14 protein-coding genes are annotated in these 13,902 nt (G+C 59.7%); 10 read left to right on the top strand and 4 right to left on the bottom strand.

Features of this window, described 5'->3' with window-relative positions; all coding sequences use genetic code 11:
• Positions 1 to 100 precede the first annotated feature (100 nt).
• The 9 genes from glmS to GKN89_RS17030 all read left to right on the top strand — a co-directional run bounded on the left by glmS (position 101) and on the right by GKN89_RS17030 (position 9,362).
• Positions 101 to 1,930 carry a glutamine--fructose-6-phosphate transaminase (isomerizing) gene (gene glmS, locus GKN89_RS17070; RefSeq protein WP_025160296.1) on the top strand — a complete coding sequence of 610 codons (1,830 nt, stop codon included), beginning with the start codon at positions 101 to 103 and terminating at the stop codon, positions 1,928 to 1,930.
• Positions 1,931 to 2,266: 336 nt separating this feature from the next.
• Complete coding sequence (pstS, locus tag GKN89_RS17065) at positions 2,267 to 3,307, top strand: phosphate ABC transporter substrate-binding protein PstS (protein WP_063918282.1); 1,041 nt, start codon at positions 2,267 to 2,269, stop codon at positions 3,305 to 3,307.
• Positions 3,308 to 3,397: 90 nt separating this feature from the next.
• Positions 3,398 to 4,354 (top strand): phosphate ABC transporter permease PstC, encoded by a 957-nt coding sequence (gene pstC / locus GKN89_RS17060; RefSeq protein ID WP_004933822.1) that lies wholly within the window; start codon positions 3,398 to 3,400, stop codon positions 4,352 to 4,354.
• 1 nt (position 4,355) lies between these two features.
• On the top strand, positions 4,356 to 5,246 hold the full coding sequence (pstA, locus tag GKN89_RS17055; protein ID WP_019455481.1) for a phosphate ABC transporter permease PstA: 891 nt from the start codon (positions 4,356 to 4,358) through the stop codon (positions 5,244 to 5,246).
• A 54-nt stretch (positions 5,247 to 5,300) separates the two neighbouring features.
• Positions 5,301 to 6,071, top strand: a complete 771-nt coding sequence (gene pstB, locus GKN89_RS17050) for a phosphate ABC transporter ATP-binding protein PstB (RefSeq protein WP_016929614.1) — start codon at positions 5,301 to 5,303, stop codon at positions 6,069 to 6,071.
• 11 nt (positions 6,072 to 6,082) lie between these two features.
• A complete protein-coding gene (gene phoU / locus GKN89_RS17045; RefSeq protein ID WP_004933833.1) occupies positions 6,083 to 6,817 on the top strand; it encodes a phosphate signaling complex protein PhoU in 735 nt (244 codons plus the stop codon).
• Positions 6,818 to 6,985: 168 nt separating this feature from the next.
• Positions 6,986 to 7,825 carry an ABC transporter substrate-binding protein gene (locus tag GKN89_RS17040; RefSeq protein WP_019455482.1) on the top strand — a complete coding sequence of 280 codons (840 nt, stop codon included), beginning with the start codon at positions 6,986 to 6,988 and terminating at the stop codon, positions 7,823 to 7,825.
• Between the two features lie 81 nt (positions 7,826 to 7,906).
• The gene (locus GKN89_RS17035; RefSeq protein WP_019455483.1) at positions 7,907 to 8,620 is read left to right on the top strand and encodes an amino acid ABC transporter permease; all 714 of its coding nucleotides are present in this window, start codon (positions 7,907 to 7,909) and stop codon (positions 8,618 to 8,620) included.
• 1 nt (position 8,621) lies between these two features.
• Complete coding sequence (locus GKN89_RS17030) at positions 8,622 to 9,362, top strand: amino acid ABC transporter permease (protein WP_019455484.1); 741 nt, start codon at positions 8,622 to 8,624, stop codon at positions 9,360 to 9,362.
• On the opposite strand, the gene yieH is transcribed toward GKN89_RS17030, so the two are convergent.
• Entirely contained in the window at positions 9,359 to 10,027 is a 669-nt protein-coding gene (gene yieH / locus GKN89_RS17025; protein ID WP_019455485.1) for a 6-phosphogluconate phosphatase, read from the bottom strand. The two genes, GKN89_RS17030 and yieH, sit on opposite strands and share 4 nt — an antisense overlap.
• A 46-nt stretch (positions 10,028 to 10,073) precedes the next feature.
• Positions 10,074 to 10,478, bottom strand: a complete 405-nt coding sequence (locus GKN89_RS17020) for an NUDIX domain-containing protein (protein ID WP_019455486.1) — start codon at positions 10,476 to 10,478, stop codon at positions 10,074 to 10,076.
• A 232-nt stretch (positions 10,479 to 10,710) separates the two neighbouring features.
• Between GKN89_RS17020 and GKN89_RS17015 the strand changes: the two genes are divergently transcribed.
• Positions 10,711 to 12,048: an NCS2 family permease gene (locus GKN89_RS17015; RefSeq protein ID WP_004933851.1), complete on the top strand. Its 1,338-nt coding sequence runs from the start codon at positions 10,711 to 10,713 to the stop codon at positions 12,046 to 12,048.
• Between the two features lie 35 nt (positions 12,049 to 12,083).
• Here GKN89_RS17015 and GKN89_RS17010 read toward each other — a convergent pair whose 3' ends face one another.
• Together GKN89_RS17010 and GKN89_RS17005 are read right to left on the bottom strand one after the other, a co-directional pair.
• A complete protein-coding gene (locus tag GKN89_RS17010) occupies positions 12,084 to 13,136 on the bottom strand; it encodes a hypothetical protein (protein WP_154747412.1) in 1,053 nt (350 codons plus the stop codon).
• A 77-nt stretch (positions 13,137 to 13,213) separates the two neighbouring features.
• Complete coding sequence (locus GKN89_RS17005; protein WP_019455489.1) at positions 13,214 to 13,780, bottom strand: NADPH-dependent FMN reductase; 567 nt, start codon at positions 13,778 to 13,780, stop codon at positions 13,214 to 13,216.
• Positions 13,781 to 13,902: the final 122 nt, after the last annotated feature.

Below are 13,902 nucleotides of genomic sequence, written 5' to 3'. Positions count from 1 at the left end.
CCCACCATCTACAGGCTCGGGGCTGCACGGTAAAAACCGGCAAAAATCAGGTCAAGGCATCGAAAGCGCCCATGAAGGGCGTTCATTAGGAATACAACTGATGTGTGGAATTGTAGGCGCAGTAGCGCAACGTGATATCGCAGAAATCCTGTTGGAAGGTTTACGTCGTCTCGAGTACCGCGGTTATGACTCCGCCGGTCTGGCGGTGGTCGACGCGCAGGGCAACGTCAGTCGCCTGCGTCGCGTAGGCAAGGTGCAAAAACTGGCCGAAGCGGCGGAGCAGACCGATCTGCACGGCGGTACCGGCATCGCTCACACCCGTTGGGCAACGCACGGTGAACCGACCGAAGCGAACGCGCACCCGCATGTTTCCGACTACATTACCGTGGTGCATAACGGCATCATCGAAAACCACGAACCGCTGCGCGAACTGCTGATCGAACGCGGCTACCGCTTCAGTTCTGAAACCGATACCGAAGTGATCGCCCATCTGGTGCACTGGGAACAGCTGCAGGGTGGTACGCTGCTGGAAGTGGTTCAGCGCGTGATCCCGCAGCTGCGCGGTGCCTACGGCACCGTGGTGATGGACAGCCGCGATCCGAGCGTGCTGGTCGCTGCGCGCTCCGGCAGCCCGCTGGTTATCGGCCGCGGCGTCGGGGAAAACTTCATCGCTTCCGATCAGCTGGCGCTGCTGCCGGTGACTCGTCGCTTCATCTTCCTGGAAGAGGGCGACGTGGTGGAAGTGACTCGCCGCACCGTCAACATCTTCGACAAGCAGGGCAACGCCATCGAGCGCCCTGAGATCGAATCCCAGGTGCAGTATGACGCCGGCGACAAAGGCGCTTACCGCCACTACATGCAAAAAGAGATCTACGAACAGCCGCTGGCGCTGAAAAACACCCTGGAAGGGCGTTTCAGCCATGGCCAAATCAACCTGAGCGAGCTGGGCCCACACGCCGACGAGTTGCTGGCCAAGGTGCAGCACGTGCAGATCATCGCCTGCGGGACGTCTTACCACTCCGGCATGGTGGCGCGTTACTGGTTCGAAGCGCTGGCCGGCGTGCCGTGCGACGTCGAGATCGCGTCCGAATTCCGTTACCGCAAATCGGCGGTGCGTCCGGGCAGCCTGATCATCACCCTGTCGCAGTCCGGCGAAACCGCCGACACCCTGGCGGCGCTGCGTCTGTCCAAAGAGCTGGGCTATCTCGGTTCGCTGGCCGTTTGTAACGTTGCCGGCTCTTCGCTGGTGCGCGAATCCGATCTGGCGCTGATGACCAAAGCCGGTACGGAAATTGGCGTCGCCTCGACCAAAGCCTTCACCACTCAGCTTACCGTGCTGTTGATGCTGGTGGCGCGCCTGGGCCGCCTGAAAGGCATGGCGGAAAGCGTGGAGCAAGAGATCGTGCACGGCCTGCAGGCGCTGCCGGCGCGCATCGAGCAAATGCTGTCGATGGATAAACAGATCGAAGCGCTGGCGGAAGGTTTCTCCGACAAGCACCATGCGCTGTTCCTCGGCCGCGGCGATCAGTATCCGATCGCCATGGAAGGGGCGCTGAAGCTGAAAGAGATCTCCTATATTCATGCTGAAGCTTATGCGGCGGGCGAGTTGAAACACGGCCCACTGGCGCTGATCGATGCCGATATGCCGGTGATCGTCGTGGCGCCGAACAACGAACTGCTGGAAAAGTTGAAGTCCAACATTGAAGAAGTGCGCGCGCGCGGCGGTCAGCTGTACGTGTTCGCCGATCAGGACGCCGGTTTCGTCAGCAGCGAAGGCATGACCATCATTCCTCTGCCGCACGTCGAGGAAATCGTGGCGCCTATCTTCTACACCGTGCCGTTGCAGCTGCTGTCTTACCACGTGGCGCTGATCAAAGGCACCGACGTTGACCAGCCGCGCAACCTGGCGAAGTCTGTCACCGTAGAGTAATTTGCCGCAGGTAAACTGCAAAAGCCGGCCTTCGCGCCGGCTTTTTTCATGAGCGACGTAAAAGATGACGGCGAGGTTGATTCGGCGATAAAGGTTGTCATATTCAAGCGGATAGGTCGCGCCAAAACGGTTTTTTTATTGTTTGGCAATTGCGCTGTTTTTAATCTAACGAATTGATTTATAAGTAAACAAACACCATTCAGACAGGCTGTAATATAACTGTCATATTGCGTACATTTTTCTGTCACCAAACTGTCCTATTTTCCCTCCTGCAGCAATACTTACTCTGATTAAAACGACTCGAAGTCGATTTTAAATATCCCATTAGGAGGGATTATGAAACTGATGCGTACCACCGTCGCCAGTATTGTGGCAGCGACCTTCTCCCTGACCGCCGTGTCCGCGTTCGCTGCTGCCAGCCTGACCGGTGCAGGTGCGACATTCCCCGCTCCGGTTTACGCCAAGTGGGCAGATTCTTATCAGAAAGAAACCGGCAATAAAGTTAACTATCAGGGCATCGGCTCCTCTGGCGGCGTGAAGCAAATCGTGGCCAACACCGTTGACTTTGGCGCCTCCGACGCCCCGCTGTCTGACGACAAGCTGGCGGCCGATGGCCTGTTCCAGTTCCCGACCGTGATCGGCGGCGTGGTGCTGGCCGTGAATATCCCGGGCATCAAATCCGGCGAACTGACTCTGGACGGTAAAACCCTGGGTGATATCTACCTGGGCAACGTCAAAAAATGGAACGATCCGGCTATCACCAAGCTGAACCCTGGCGTGAAACTGCCTGACCAGAACATCGCCGTGGTGCGCCGCGCCGACGGTTCCGGCACCTCGTTCGTGTTCACCAGCTACCTGTCCAAGGCCAACGCGCAGTGGAAAGAGAAGATTGGTGCCGGTTCTACCGTTAACTGGCCGACCGGTCTGGGCGGCAAAGGCAACGACGGCATCGCCGCCTTCGTTCAGCGTCTGCCTGGCTCTATCGGCTATGTAGAATACGCGTACGCCAAGCAGAACAACCTGGCTTACACCAAGCTGATTTCCGCCGACGGCAAACCGGTCAGCCCGACCGAAGAGAGCTTCAGCAACGCCGCCAAAGGCGCGGATTGGAGCAAAACCTTCGCTCAGGATCTGACCGATCAGAAAGGCGACAACGTGTGGCCAATCACCTCCACCACCTTCATTCTGGTGCACAAAGAGCAGAAAAACCCTGCTCAGGGTGCCGAAGTGCTGAAGTTCTTCGACTGGGCCTACAAAACCGGCGGCAAACAGGCTAACGAGCTGGATTACGCCACCCTGCCGAAAGAAGTGGTTGAGCAGGTGCGTGCAGCCTGGAAAACCAACGTAAAAGACAGTTCAGGTAAAGCGCTGTACTAACAACGCAGGGGCGCGGGTTCGCCGCGCCCCACAAGTTCTTCAGGCTCCAATCCCGGTTGGGGCTGCCAGGGTTCAAACAGAGAGTAATCTATGGCTGAGTACAAGCCGACCATCAAAGCACCGGGCAAAAACGGTGACATCATTTTCAGCGCGCTGGTGAGACTGGCTGCGCTGATTACCCTATTGTTGCTGGGCGGCATCATCGTTTCGCTGATCTTCGCCTCCTGGCCAAGCATGCAGAAATTCGGCTTCGCTTTCCTGTGGACCAAAGAGTGGGACGCGCCGGCGGAGCAGTTCGGCGCGCTGGTGCCGATCTACGGCACCGTGGTCACCTCGCTTATCGCGCTGATCATCGCCGTGCCAGTCAGTTTCGGCATCGCGCTGTTCCTGACCGAACTGGCGCCGAACTGGTTGAAGCGGCCGCTGGGCATCGCCATTGAGCTGTTAGCGGCCATTCCGAGCATCGTCTACGGCATGTGGGGCCTGTTCGTGTTCGCCCCGCTGTTCGCCGAATATTTCCAGACGCCGGTGGGCGAAGTGCTGTCGGGCATTCCGATCGTCGGCGAGCTGTTCTCCGGCCCGGCCTTCGGCATCGGCATCCTGGCCGCCGGGGTGATCCTGGCTATCATGATCATTCCTTACATCGCCGCGGTGATGCGCGACGTGTTCGAACAGACCCCGGTGATGATGAAAGAGTCGGCCTACGGCATCGGCTGCACCACCTGGGAAGTCATCTGGCGCATCGTGCTGCCGTTCACCAAAAACGGCGTTATCGGCGGCGTGATGCTGGGCCTGGGCCGCGCGCTGGGGGAAACCATGGCGGTGACTTTTATCATCGGCAACACCTACCAGCTCGACAGCGCTTCGCTGTATATGCCGGGCAACAGCATCACCTCGGCGCTGGCCAACGAATTCGCCGAAGCCGAGTCCGGCGTGCACACCGCCGCGTTGATGGAGCTGGGCCTGATTCTGTTTGTTATCACCTTTATCGTGCTGGCGCTGTCGAAACTGATGATCATGCGTCTGGCCAAGAATGAGGGGCGTTAACATGGCGACGATGGATATGCAAAACGCAGTCGTGCTGGCGGAAAGCCGCCGCAAAATGCAGGCCTGGCGCCGGCAGAAAAACCGCCTCGCGCTGTTCTTGTCGATGGCGACCATGGCGTTCGGGTTGTTCTGGCTGATCTGGATCCTGATTGCCACCGTCACCAAAGGCTTCGACGGCATGTCGCTGGCGCTGTTCACCGAGATGACCCCGCCACCGAACACCGCGGGCGGCGGCCTGGCCAACGCCATCGCCGGCAGCGGCCTGCTGATCCTGTGGGCGACCATCTTCGGTACGCCGCTCGGCATCATGGCCGGCATCTATCTGGCGGAATACGGCCGCAAATCCTGGCTGGCGGAAGTGATCCGCTTTATCAACGACATTCTGCTGTCCGCACCGTCGATCGTGGTGGGCCTGTTCGTTTACACCATCGTGGTGGCGAAGATGGAACACTTCTCCGGCTGGGCCGGCATCGTGGCGCTGGCGCTGCTGCAGGTGCCGATCGTCATTCGCACCACCGAGAACATGCTGAAGCTGGTACCGGATACGCTGCGCGAGGCCGCCTACGCTCTGGGCACGCCGAAATGGCGCATGATTTCCGCCATCACGCTGAAGGCGTCGGTGTCCGGCATCATCACCGGCGTGCTGCTGGCGATTGCGCGCATCGCGGGGGAAACGGCGCCGCTGCTGTTCACCTCGCTGTCGAACCAGTTCTGGAGCACCGACCTGATGCAGCCGATCGCCAACCTGCCGGTGACCATCTTCAAATTCGCCATGAGCCCGTTCGCCGAATGGCAACAGCTGGCCTGGGCCGGGGTACTGTTGATCACCCTGTGCGTACTGTTACTGAATATCCTGGCGCGCGTGATTTTCGCCAAGAAAAAGCATTCATAAAATTTTGAGCGCCGCTTTGGCGGCGCTGATGAAAAGAGAGAAGTCTTGATGAGTATGGTTACTGACGCTTCCAGCAGCAAAATTCAGGTACGCGATCTGAACTTCTACTATGGCAAATTCCATGCGCTGAAGAACATCACGCTGGATATTGCCAAGAACAAGGTCACCGCGTTTATCGGCCCGTCCGGCTGCGGCAAATCCACCCTGCTGCGTACCTTCAACAAGATGTACCAGCTGTACCCGGAACAGCGTGCGGAAGGCGGCATCCTGCTGGATGGCCAGAACATCCTGACCGACAACTCGGATATCGCGCTGCTGCGCGCCAAGGTCGGCATGGTGTTCCAGAAGCCGACGCCGTTCCCGATGTCGATTTACGACAACATCGCCTTCGGCGTTCGCCTGTTTGAAAAGCTGTCGCGCGCCGATATGGACGAGCGCGTACAGTGGGCGCTGACCAAAGCGGCGCTGTGGAACGAAACCAAAGACAAGCTGCACCAGAGCGGCTACAGCCTCTCCGGCGGCCAGCAGCAGCGTCTGTGCATCGCCCGCGGCATCGCCATTCGTCCGGAAGTGTTGTTGCTGGATGAGCCTTGCTCGGCGCTGGATCCGATCTCCACCGGCAAGATTGAAGAGCTGATCAGCGAGCTGAAGGCCGACTACACCGTGGTGATCGTGACGCACAACATGCAGCAGGCGGCGCGTTGCTCCGACTCTACCGCATTTATGTACCTGGGCGAGCTGATCGAGTTCAGTGATACTGATAACCTGTTCACTGCGCCGCAGAAAAAGCAGACTGAAGACTACATCACTGGCCGTTATGGTTGATAGGAAGCATCATGGATAACCTGAATTTAAACAAACATATTTCCGGCCAGTTCAACGCAGAGCTTGAGCATATCCGCACCCAGGTGCTGACCATGGGCGGGCTGGTGGAGCAGCAGCTGACCGACGCCATCACCGCGATGCACAATCAGGATGGCGAGCTGGCCAAGCGCGTGATCGAAGGCGACGCCAAGGTCAACATGATGGAAGTGGCGATCGACGAAGCCTGCGTGCGCATCATCGCCAAACGCCAGCCGACCGCCAGCGATCTGCGCCTGGTCATGGCGATCATCAAAACCATTTCCGAGCTGGAACGCATCGGCGACGTGGCGGACAAAATCTGCCGCACTGCGCTGGAGAAGTTCTCGCACCAGCACCAGCCGCTGCTGGTGAGCCTGGAGTCGCTGGGGCGCCACACCGTGCAGATGCTGCACGACGTGCTGGACGCCTTTGCGCGCATGGATCTGGACGAGGCGATCCGTATTTACCGCGAAGATAAAAAGGTCGACCAGGAATACGAAGGCATCGTGCGTCAGCTGATGACCTACATGATGGAAGACTCGCGCACCATTCCGAGCGTGCTGACCGCGTTGTTCTGCGCCCGTTCTATCGAGCGCATCGGCGACCGCTGCCAGAACATCTGCGAATTTATCTTCTATTTCGTCAAAGGGCAGGATTTCCGTCATCTGGGCGGCGACGCCTTGGAAAAGCTGCTGTCTCCAGGCGGTAAAGACGAAAAGGACGACTAACCCTTTCCGGGTAATATCCTTCGAAGGCGCGGTTTCCCGCGCCTTTATTCCATCTTCAGTGCGTAAAGATAAAAAGGTTATAAATATAGCTTTTTATATTATTTCCTGACCTATGTGGCGCTTGCTAGCTTATCCGCCAGCAGGACATCAACCACTTAGGAGCTCTCTATGAAACATCGCGCTTTGGCCTTAACGTTGTTAGCCAGTCTGACCGGCCTCGCCGCCGGCGCCGCGCACGCGGACAAACTTGACGATATCAAGCAAGCCGGCGTGGTGCGCATCGCGGTGTTCGACAGCAACCCGCCGTTCGGCTACATCGATCCGCAGAGCAAGAAGCTGGTGGGTTACGATGTGGATGTCGCCGACGCGATCGGCAAAGCGCTGGGCGTGAAAGTGGAGCTGCGCGCCACCAACCCGGCTAACCGCATTCCGCTGCTGGTGTCGAAGAAGGTTGACCTGATCGCCGCCAACTTCACCATTACCGACGAGCGCGCCAAGGAAGTGAACTTCAGCGTGCCGTATTTCGCCACCGGCCAGAAATTCATCGCTCGCAAAGGCGTGCTGAAAACGCCGGAAGACATCAAGAAGCTGCGCATCGGCGCGGACAAGGGCACGGTGCAGGAAATCACCCTGCGCGAGCGTTTCCCGACGGCGAAAGTGATCTCCTACGATGACACCCCGCTGGCGTTCGTGGCGCTGCGCAATGGCAACGTACAGGCGATCACTCAGGACGACGCCAAGCTGGTTGGCCTGCTCGGCAATCTGCCGGCGGCACAGAAGGCCGAGTTTGAGATTTCGCCGTTCAGCCTGACCAAAGAGTATCAGGGTGTCGGCATTCCCAAAGGCGAAGATCGCCTGACCGCCGCGGTGAACGAGACGTTGATCAAGCTGGAAAAAGACGGTGAAGCGGTTAAGATTTACGATCGCTGGTTCGGGCCGGAAACCCAATCCGCCCAGCCGCGCGGCGATTTCAAAATCGCGCCTTTGGATCAGCAACCGAAAGCCTGATGTAACCGCGCGCGGTGAGATCGGTACGGAGGGGCGCAGCTTGCTGCGCCCCTGATGCATTCTGCAAGACAAGGATTGAACATGAACCTGGACTGGCTGCTGGCGCCGCAATACCTGAGCTGGCTGTGGCACGGTTTTCTGCTGACGCTGTGGCTTTCCGCCTGCGCGGGCCTGGCGGCCACGTTGCTGGGCTTTGTGCTGGCGGCGATGCGCGACAGCAGTCTGCGGCCGTTGCGCTGGCTGGCGATGGGCTACAGCTCGCTGTTTCGCAATACGCCGCTGCTGGTGCAGCTGTTCTTCTGGTACTTCGCCGCCGGGCAGATCCTGCCTTCCGCCGCCATGCAGTGGCTGAACAGCACCCATCAGGTCGGCCCGCTTGAGTGGCCGTCGTTCGAGTTTCTCGCCGGTTTCTTCGGCCTGACGCTCTATTCCACCGCCTTTATCGCCGAAGAGATCCGTTCCGGCATTCGCGGCGTCGCCGGCGGGCAGAAATATGCCGCTCAGGCGCTGGGGCTGACCGGTTGGCAGGCGATGCGCTACGTGGTGCTGCCGCAGGCGCTGAAAATCGCGCTGCCGCCGCTGCTGGGCCAATACATGAACGTAATCAAAAACTCGTCGCTGACCATGGCGATCGGCGTTGCCGAACTCTCTTACGCTTCGCGTCAGGTCGAAACCGAAACGTTGCGCACCTTCCAGGCGTTTGGCGTGGCGACGGTGCTGTATATCGCCATTATCGCGCTGCTGGAAGGCTGGGGCATGTGGCGCCAACAGCGTAAACCGCTGGGAGGACATTGAGATGGATTTCAGCGTGATTCACGATAACCTGGGCTATCTGCTGTGGGGCACCTGGCCGGACGGGCCGCTGGGTGGCGCAGCGCTGACGTTGGCGATCAGTCTGATGGCCGGCGTAGCCTCGGCGGTGCTCGGTACCTTACTCGGCGTGGCGCTGGCGATGTCGCGCGGCGTGGCCGCCGGGCTGCTGGCGGCGCTGCTGGGCTTTTTCCGCGCTATTCCGGTCATCATGCTGATCTTCTGGACCTATTTCCTGCTGCCGATGGTGTTTGGCGTCGAGATCCCGGAAATCACCACCGTGGTGTGCGCGCTTGCGCTGATCGCCTCAGCCTATTTGGCCCACGCGGTGAAAGCCGGCATCGCCGCCATCGGCCCCGGCCAGTGGCAGGCCGGGCTCTCTCTGGGGCTGACCCGCTGGCAGACGCTGCGCATGATCGTGCTGCCGCAGGCGCTGCGCATGATGGTGCCGTCGTTCATCAACCAGTGGATCTCCCTGATCAAAGACACCTCGCTGGCTTATATCGTCGGCGTTGGCGAACTGACCTTCCTGGCGACTCAGGTCAACAACCGCAGCATGGTCTACCCGATGGAAGTGTTCCTGTTCGTGGCGCTGGTCTATTTTGTGTTCTGCCTGGCGCTCGACCTGCTGGCCAACGCGGTCAACCGCCGCTTCGGCGCACAAACTCGCGCGCTGAAGCGGTCCTGGCGCTGGTGGCGCAACAAACCGCCGTTGCCGGCCAGTTAATCGGCCGTCAGCCGCCAGCCGCGTTCACGCCACAGCGCGGGCAGCTGAGCCAAATCGTCGAACGTCGTCACCAGCGGGTGGTCGATCGGCGGGTTATGCGGATCGGCGCAGAAGTAAAATACCGGAATGCCGGCGGCGATCCCGGCCTGCGCGCCGGCGGGCGAGTCGTCTACCAGGAGACAGCGCGTCACCGGCACCTGCATCTGTTCGGCGGCGTGAAACACGATCGCCGGATCCGGCTTCCAGCGCTGAATGTCATAGCCGCTGAACAACCGGTCATCAAAATAGGGCAGCATGCCGGTCAGGCCGAGCGAGTGCTGCATCTTGCTGACCGGCCCATTGGAGACGGTGCAGATTGGCACCGTCACCTGCGCCAGCAACTCGCGGGCGCCGGCGATCTGCTGCAGCTCGCTGTCGAACAGCCGCGCCACTTCCTGCCGATACAGCGGTTCCAGCGTCTCTTTTGCCAGATCGGTGCCCTGCTCGGCGTTGACCCGATCGATGATCTCGTACAGTTTCACCCCTTTGTATTTCTTGAACACCTCTTCCAGCGACAGATGAATGCCGTAGTGGGCGAACATGTGCACATAGGCTTTGCTGCACAGCACTTCGCTGTCCACCAGCGTGCCGTCGCAGTCGAACAAAATGCAGTCAATCTGATTCATGCGGGACAGGTTCCTTCGGGTTAGCGCCGCTGGCGGTGCTCAGCGATCACTTGATCAGGTTACGCGCCTTGAGATCGTGCAAAATCAGCGCGGCGACATGTGAGCAATGCGGCAGATCGCGGCTGTCGCACCATCTCAGTTCGGCGATTTCGGCGGCCGGCTGCAGCTGCCCGGTAAAGCCGGCCTGGTAGCAGCGAATGCGCACCTGGGTGCCGTCCTGCTTGCCGTCTGCCGGGCCGGAGAACTCGCCGTAAAACGCGATGGAGTTCGGCTGCAGCGCGACGGTCAGCTCTTCGTCGATTTCGCGGCACAGCGCCTGTTCGTCGGTTTCACCCGCTTCGCGCTTTCCACCAGGCATATAAAACAGCGTCTTATTGTGTGAGCGCACCAGCGCCACTTTGTCATCTTTCAGCGCGATCAACGCGAGCTTATCGATAAAGGTCGAAGACATGCGGGTTCCTGTTTCTTAACGGATGAGGAAAGAGGGGCGATAGGCCATTTTATCGGCCGTGCCGACAAACGGCAACGCAATGGGCGGTCAGGGGATGAATGTCTGTAAATACAAGCCGTTGACACGTTTAGCCGTAAAGACGGCGAAAAAAACCGGTGTTCGGCGTCAAAAGCCCCACTTTTTGTTATAGGATAGCCGGCGACTGTCCATTCCCATTTTCGGAATTCTGATAATGACCAAACCAGTATCTGGCCTTGACGCTGAGCAAGGCTTGCTTGGGCGCGTGTTTAAACTCAAGCAACATGGCACGACGGCGCGTACGGAAACGATTGCCGGTATCACCACCTTCCTCACCATGGTGTATATCGTGTTCGTTAACCCGCAAATTTTGGGCGCGGCGGGCATGGATACCCAGGCGGTATTTGTCACCACCTGTTTGATCGCCGCCTTCGGCAGCATCTTCATGGGGCTGCTGGCGAACCTGCCGGTGGCGCTGGCGCCGGCGATGGGCCTGAACGCCTTCTTCGCCTTCGTGGTGGTCGGGGCGATGGGCATCTCCTGGCAGGTGGGCATGGGCGCCATCTTCTGGGGAGCTGTCGGCCTGCTGCTGCTGACCATTTTCCGCATTCGCTATTGGATGATCGCCAATATTCCGGTCAGCCTGCGGGTCGGCATCACCAGCGGCATCGGCCTGTTCATCGGCATGATGGGGCTGAAAAACGCCGGCATCGTAGTGGCCAACCCGGACACCCTGGTGACCATCGGTAGCCTGACCTCGCACAACGTGCTGCTGGGGGCGCTCGGCTTCTTCATCATCGCCGTGCTTTCTTCGCGTAACTTCCACGCGGCAGTGCTGGTGTCGATCGTGGTCACTACCCTGATCGGTTGGATGCTGGGCGACGTGAAATACGGCGGCCTGTTCTCGCTGCCGCCGAGCATTACCTCGGTGGTGGGCCAGGTCGACGTGGCCGGCGCGCTGAACATCGGGCTGGCCGGGGTCATCTTCTCGTTTATGCTGGTGAACCTGTTCGACTCCTCCGGTACGCTGATCGGCGTCACCGATAAAGCCGGCCTGACCGATAACCAGGGCAAGTTCCCGCGCATGAAGCAGGCCCTGTACGTAGACAGCATCAGCTCAGTGGCTGGTTCGCTGGCGGGCACTTCTTCCGTGACCGCTTACATCGAAAGCTCGTCCGGCGTCGCCGTCGGCGGCCGCACCGGTTTGACGGCGGTGGTCACCGGCCTGCTGTTCCTGCTGGTGATCTTCCTGTCGCCGCTGGCGGGCATGGTGCCGGCTTACGCCGCCGCCGGCGCGCTGATCTACGTCGGCGTGCTGATGACCTCCAGCCTGGCGCGGGTGAAGTGGGACGATCTGACCGAAGCGGTTCCGGCGTTTGTTACTGCGGTGATGATGCCGTTCAGCTTCTCGATTACCGAGGGCATCGCGCTCGGCTTTATCTCCTACTGCGTGATGAAGCTGGGTACCGGCCGCTGGCGTGAAATCAGTCCGTGCGTGGTGGTCGTGGCGCTGCTGTTCGTGCTGAAGATCGTCTTCGTCGACGGCCATTGATCGCTAAAGGGCCGACTGTGGTCGGCCCTGAATCCCTAGACGCCCGGCGTCGCATCCGGCGCCTGATCCAACACCCACTGCAATGGCCGCCTGAAGCGCGCCTGCCAGCTGCCGGCGGCATCCTCTCCCTGGGCGAAGTGCAGCGTCTGCACCTGATTCTCCTCCCCGAACAGATTGGCGAAATGTAGCGCCAGCGCCTGTTCGCTGAAGTTTTGCCGATCGTAATACGCCATCACGATTTTCTTTTGCGCCGCCAGCGACTGCTGGGCGGGTTTGATTTCGCCGTGGGGGGCGATCAGCAGCGCACCGGCGTAAAACTGCGGGTATTTCGCGAGCAGGTTAGCGGCGTGCAGCGCGCCCTGGCCGCGGGCGCTGAGGTAAATCCGTTGGGGATTCAGCTTTAGCTGCGGGGCCAGCTGTTGCACCGTGCGCTGCAGGGCGGTTTGGGTGCTCTCGTCGCTGTAATTTGACCAGCGGAAGCTGTTTTCCGACAGCATCTGCGTGCCGTTGATCTCGATGTAGGCCACGCCCATTTCGCCGAACAGCAGCCGCTCCTCGGGGCTGATGGCGGCGGCTTTGCCGTAGGTATGCAGGAAGATCACCGTTGGCCAACCTGCGGGCGGCGCTTCGCCGTCCGGCACCGCGTAGCTGGCTTTGCCTTCATACTGGCGTGCGTGCTGCAGATAGCGCGCTTTGGTGGCGGCCAAAATGGATTGGTAAGTGGCGGAGTGTTGGATGCTGTTGAAGGCGTCGTCCTCCAGCAGGTTGTAGTAGTACCACAGGCCGCGGTCGGCGCTCAGCTGCAGGTAACGCTCCGCCAGCTCGGTTTGCCCTTTCTCCGCCGACGACACCGCCAGTTGGTAGGGCGCCCAGACGTTGCGGCCGTCTTCGCGCATCAGCGTCAGGTACAGCGACATGGCGCCGAGCTTTTTATCTTCCTGGTTTTGCGCGGATCGCGACAGTTGGGCGTTGAGCGCGCTGTGCGCAGGCAGCGCCAGCGGCTCTTCACCGGCGGGATAACGCATGTCTGCGGCGAAAGCGGGACTGGTGATGGCAACAAAAAATAACGCTAAAATGAAAAAATACATGATGCTATGGCTTTAATTTCTAATGAATTGACGGACTTCATGTCCTGTTGCGGCGCCCGGCAGGCGCCGCGAGACCTTCACTCCACGCGGCGAATAAAATCGCTGAATGCGGACAGCTGGCCAGTCAGGAAATCCAGCGTTCCCTGATCGCTCAGTTCACCAGCCTGTTCATCCACCTTGCTCTGGATCACACCGCCCATAAACTCAGGCTTGTTCATTACCATCGCATCGAGGAACACCAGGATCTGGCGCAGGTGATATTGGCAGCGCGCGCCGCCGATCGGCCCCATCGAACTGGTTTGAATGGCGACCGGCTTACCGGCCAGCGGCTGATTCGGCAAGCGCGACAGCCAGTCGATGGCGTTTTTCAACCCGCCGGGCACGGAATAGTTGTATTCGGGGGTAACGATGATCACGCCGTCGGCCTGGCGGATCTGCTCGGCGATCGCCTCGACCGCGGCAGGGAAACCTTCACCCTGCTGCAGGTCGGCATCGTACAGAGGGATATCGCGGATGGAAGGCAGCGCTTCAATGGTGACGCCCTGCGGAGCCAGGCCTGGCAAGGCGCGGGCCACCATGGCGTTGTAGGAGCCTTTGCGCAGGCTGCCGAGCAGAGTGACGATTTTTAAGGCTTGGTCTGACATGGTGATTCTCCCTTTCGAATGAGCAGATTCAGCGAACAACATGGGCGAATAGTAGGCTAAAGCTCGGGTCGAGAATAGGCGATTGCTCAACATTTAGCTGTTTTTACAATTTAATGCAGAAA

The organism is Serratia sp. YC16 (genome assembly GCF_009707615.1).
Taxonomy (GTDB): Bacteria; Pseudomonadota; Gammaproteobacteria; order Enterobacterales; family Enterobacteriaceae; genus Serratia; species Serratia surfactantfaciens.
The sequence above is the reverse complement of the archived record's forward strand: the minus strand, read 5'-3'. Positions and strand labels throughout refer to the sequence as shown.

What these genes read in the sequence shown, in the direction of transcription:
- pstA (WP_019455481.1), top strand. Translation starts at nt 4,356, where the DNA reads ATGGCGACGATGGATATGCAAAACGCAGTCGTGCTGGCGGAAAGCCGC.
- GKN89_RS17040 (WP_019455482.1), top strand. Translation starts at nt 6,986, where the DNA reads ATGAAACATCGCGCTTTGGCCTTAACGTTGTTAGCCAGTCTGACCGGC.
- yieH (WP_019455485.1), bottom strand. Translation starts at nt 10,027, where the DNA reads ATGAATCAGATTGACTGCATTTTGTTCGACTGCGACGGCACGCTGGTG.
- GKN89_RS17020 (WP_019455486.1), bottom strand. Translation starts at nt 10,478, where the DNA reads ATGTCTTCGACCTTTATCGATAAGCTCGCGTTGATCGCGCTGAAAGAT.
- GKN89_RS17035 (WP_019455483.1), top strand. Translation starts at nt 7,907, where the DNA reads ATGAACCTGGACTGGCTGCTGGCGCCGCAATACCTGAGCTGGCTGTGG.
- pstS (WP_063918282.1), top strand. Translation starts at nt 2,267, where the DNA reads ATGAAACTGATGCGTACCACCGTCGCCAGTATTGTGGCAGCGACCTTC.
- pstC (WP_004933822.1), top strand. Translation starts at nt 3,398, where the DNA reads ATGGCTGAGTACAAGCCGACCATCAAAGCACCGGGCAAAAACGGTGAC.
- GKN89_RS17005 (WP_019455489.1), bottom strand. Translation starts at nt 13,780, where the DNA reads ATGTCAGACCAAGCCTTAAAAATCGTCACTCTGCTCGGCAGCCTGCGC.
- GKN89_RS17015 (WP_004933851.1), top strand. Translation starts at nt 10,711, where the DNA reads ATGACCAAACCAGTATCTGGCCTTGACGCTGAGCAAGGCTTGCTTGGG.
- phoU (WP_004933833.1), top strand. Translation starts at nt 6,083, where the DNA reads ATGGATAACCTGAATTTAAACAAACATATTTCCGGCCAGTTCAACGCA.
- pstB (WP_016929614.1), top strand. Translation starts at nt 5,301, where the DNA reads ATGGTTACTGACGCTTCCAGCAGCAAAATTCAGGTACGCGATCTGAAC.
- GKN89_RS17010 (WP_154747412.1), bottom strand. Translation starts at nt 13,136, where the DNA reads ATGTATTTTTTCATTTTAGCGTTATTTTTTGTTGCCATCACCAGTCCC.
- glmS (WP_025160296.1), top strand. Translation starts at nt 101, where the DNA reads ATGTGTGGAATTGTAGGCGCAGTAGCGCAACGTGATATCGCAGAAATC.
- GKN89_RS17030 (WP_019455484.1), top strand. Translation starts at nt 8,622, where the DNA reads ATGGATTTCAGCGTGATTCACGATAACCTGGGCTATCTGCTGTGGGGC.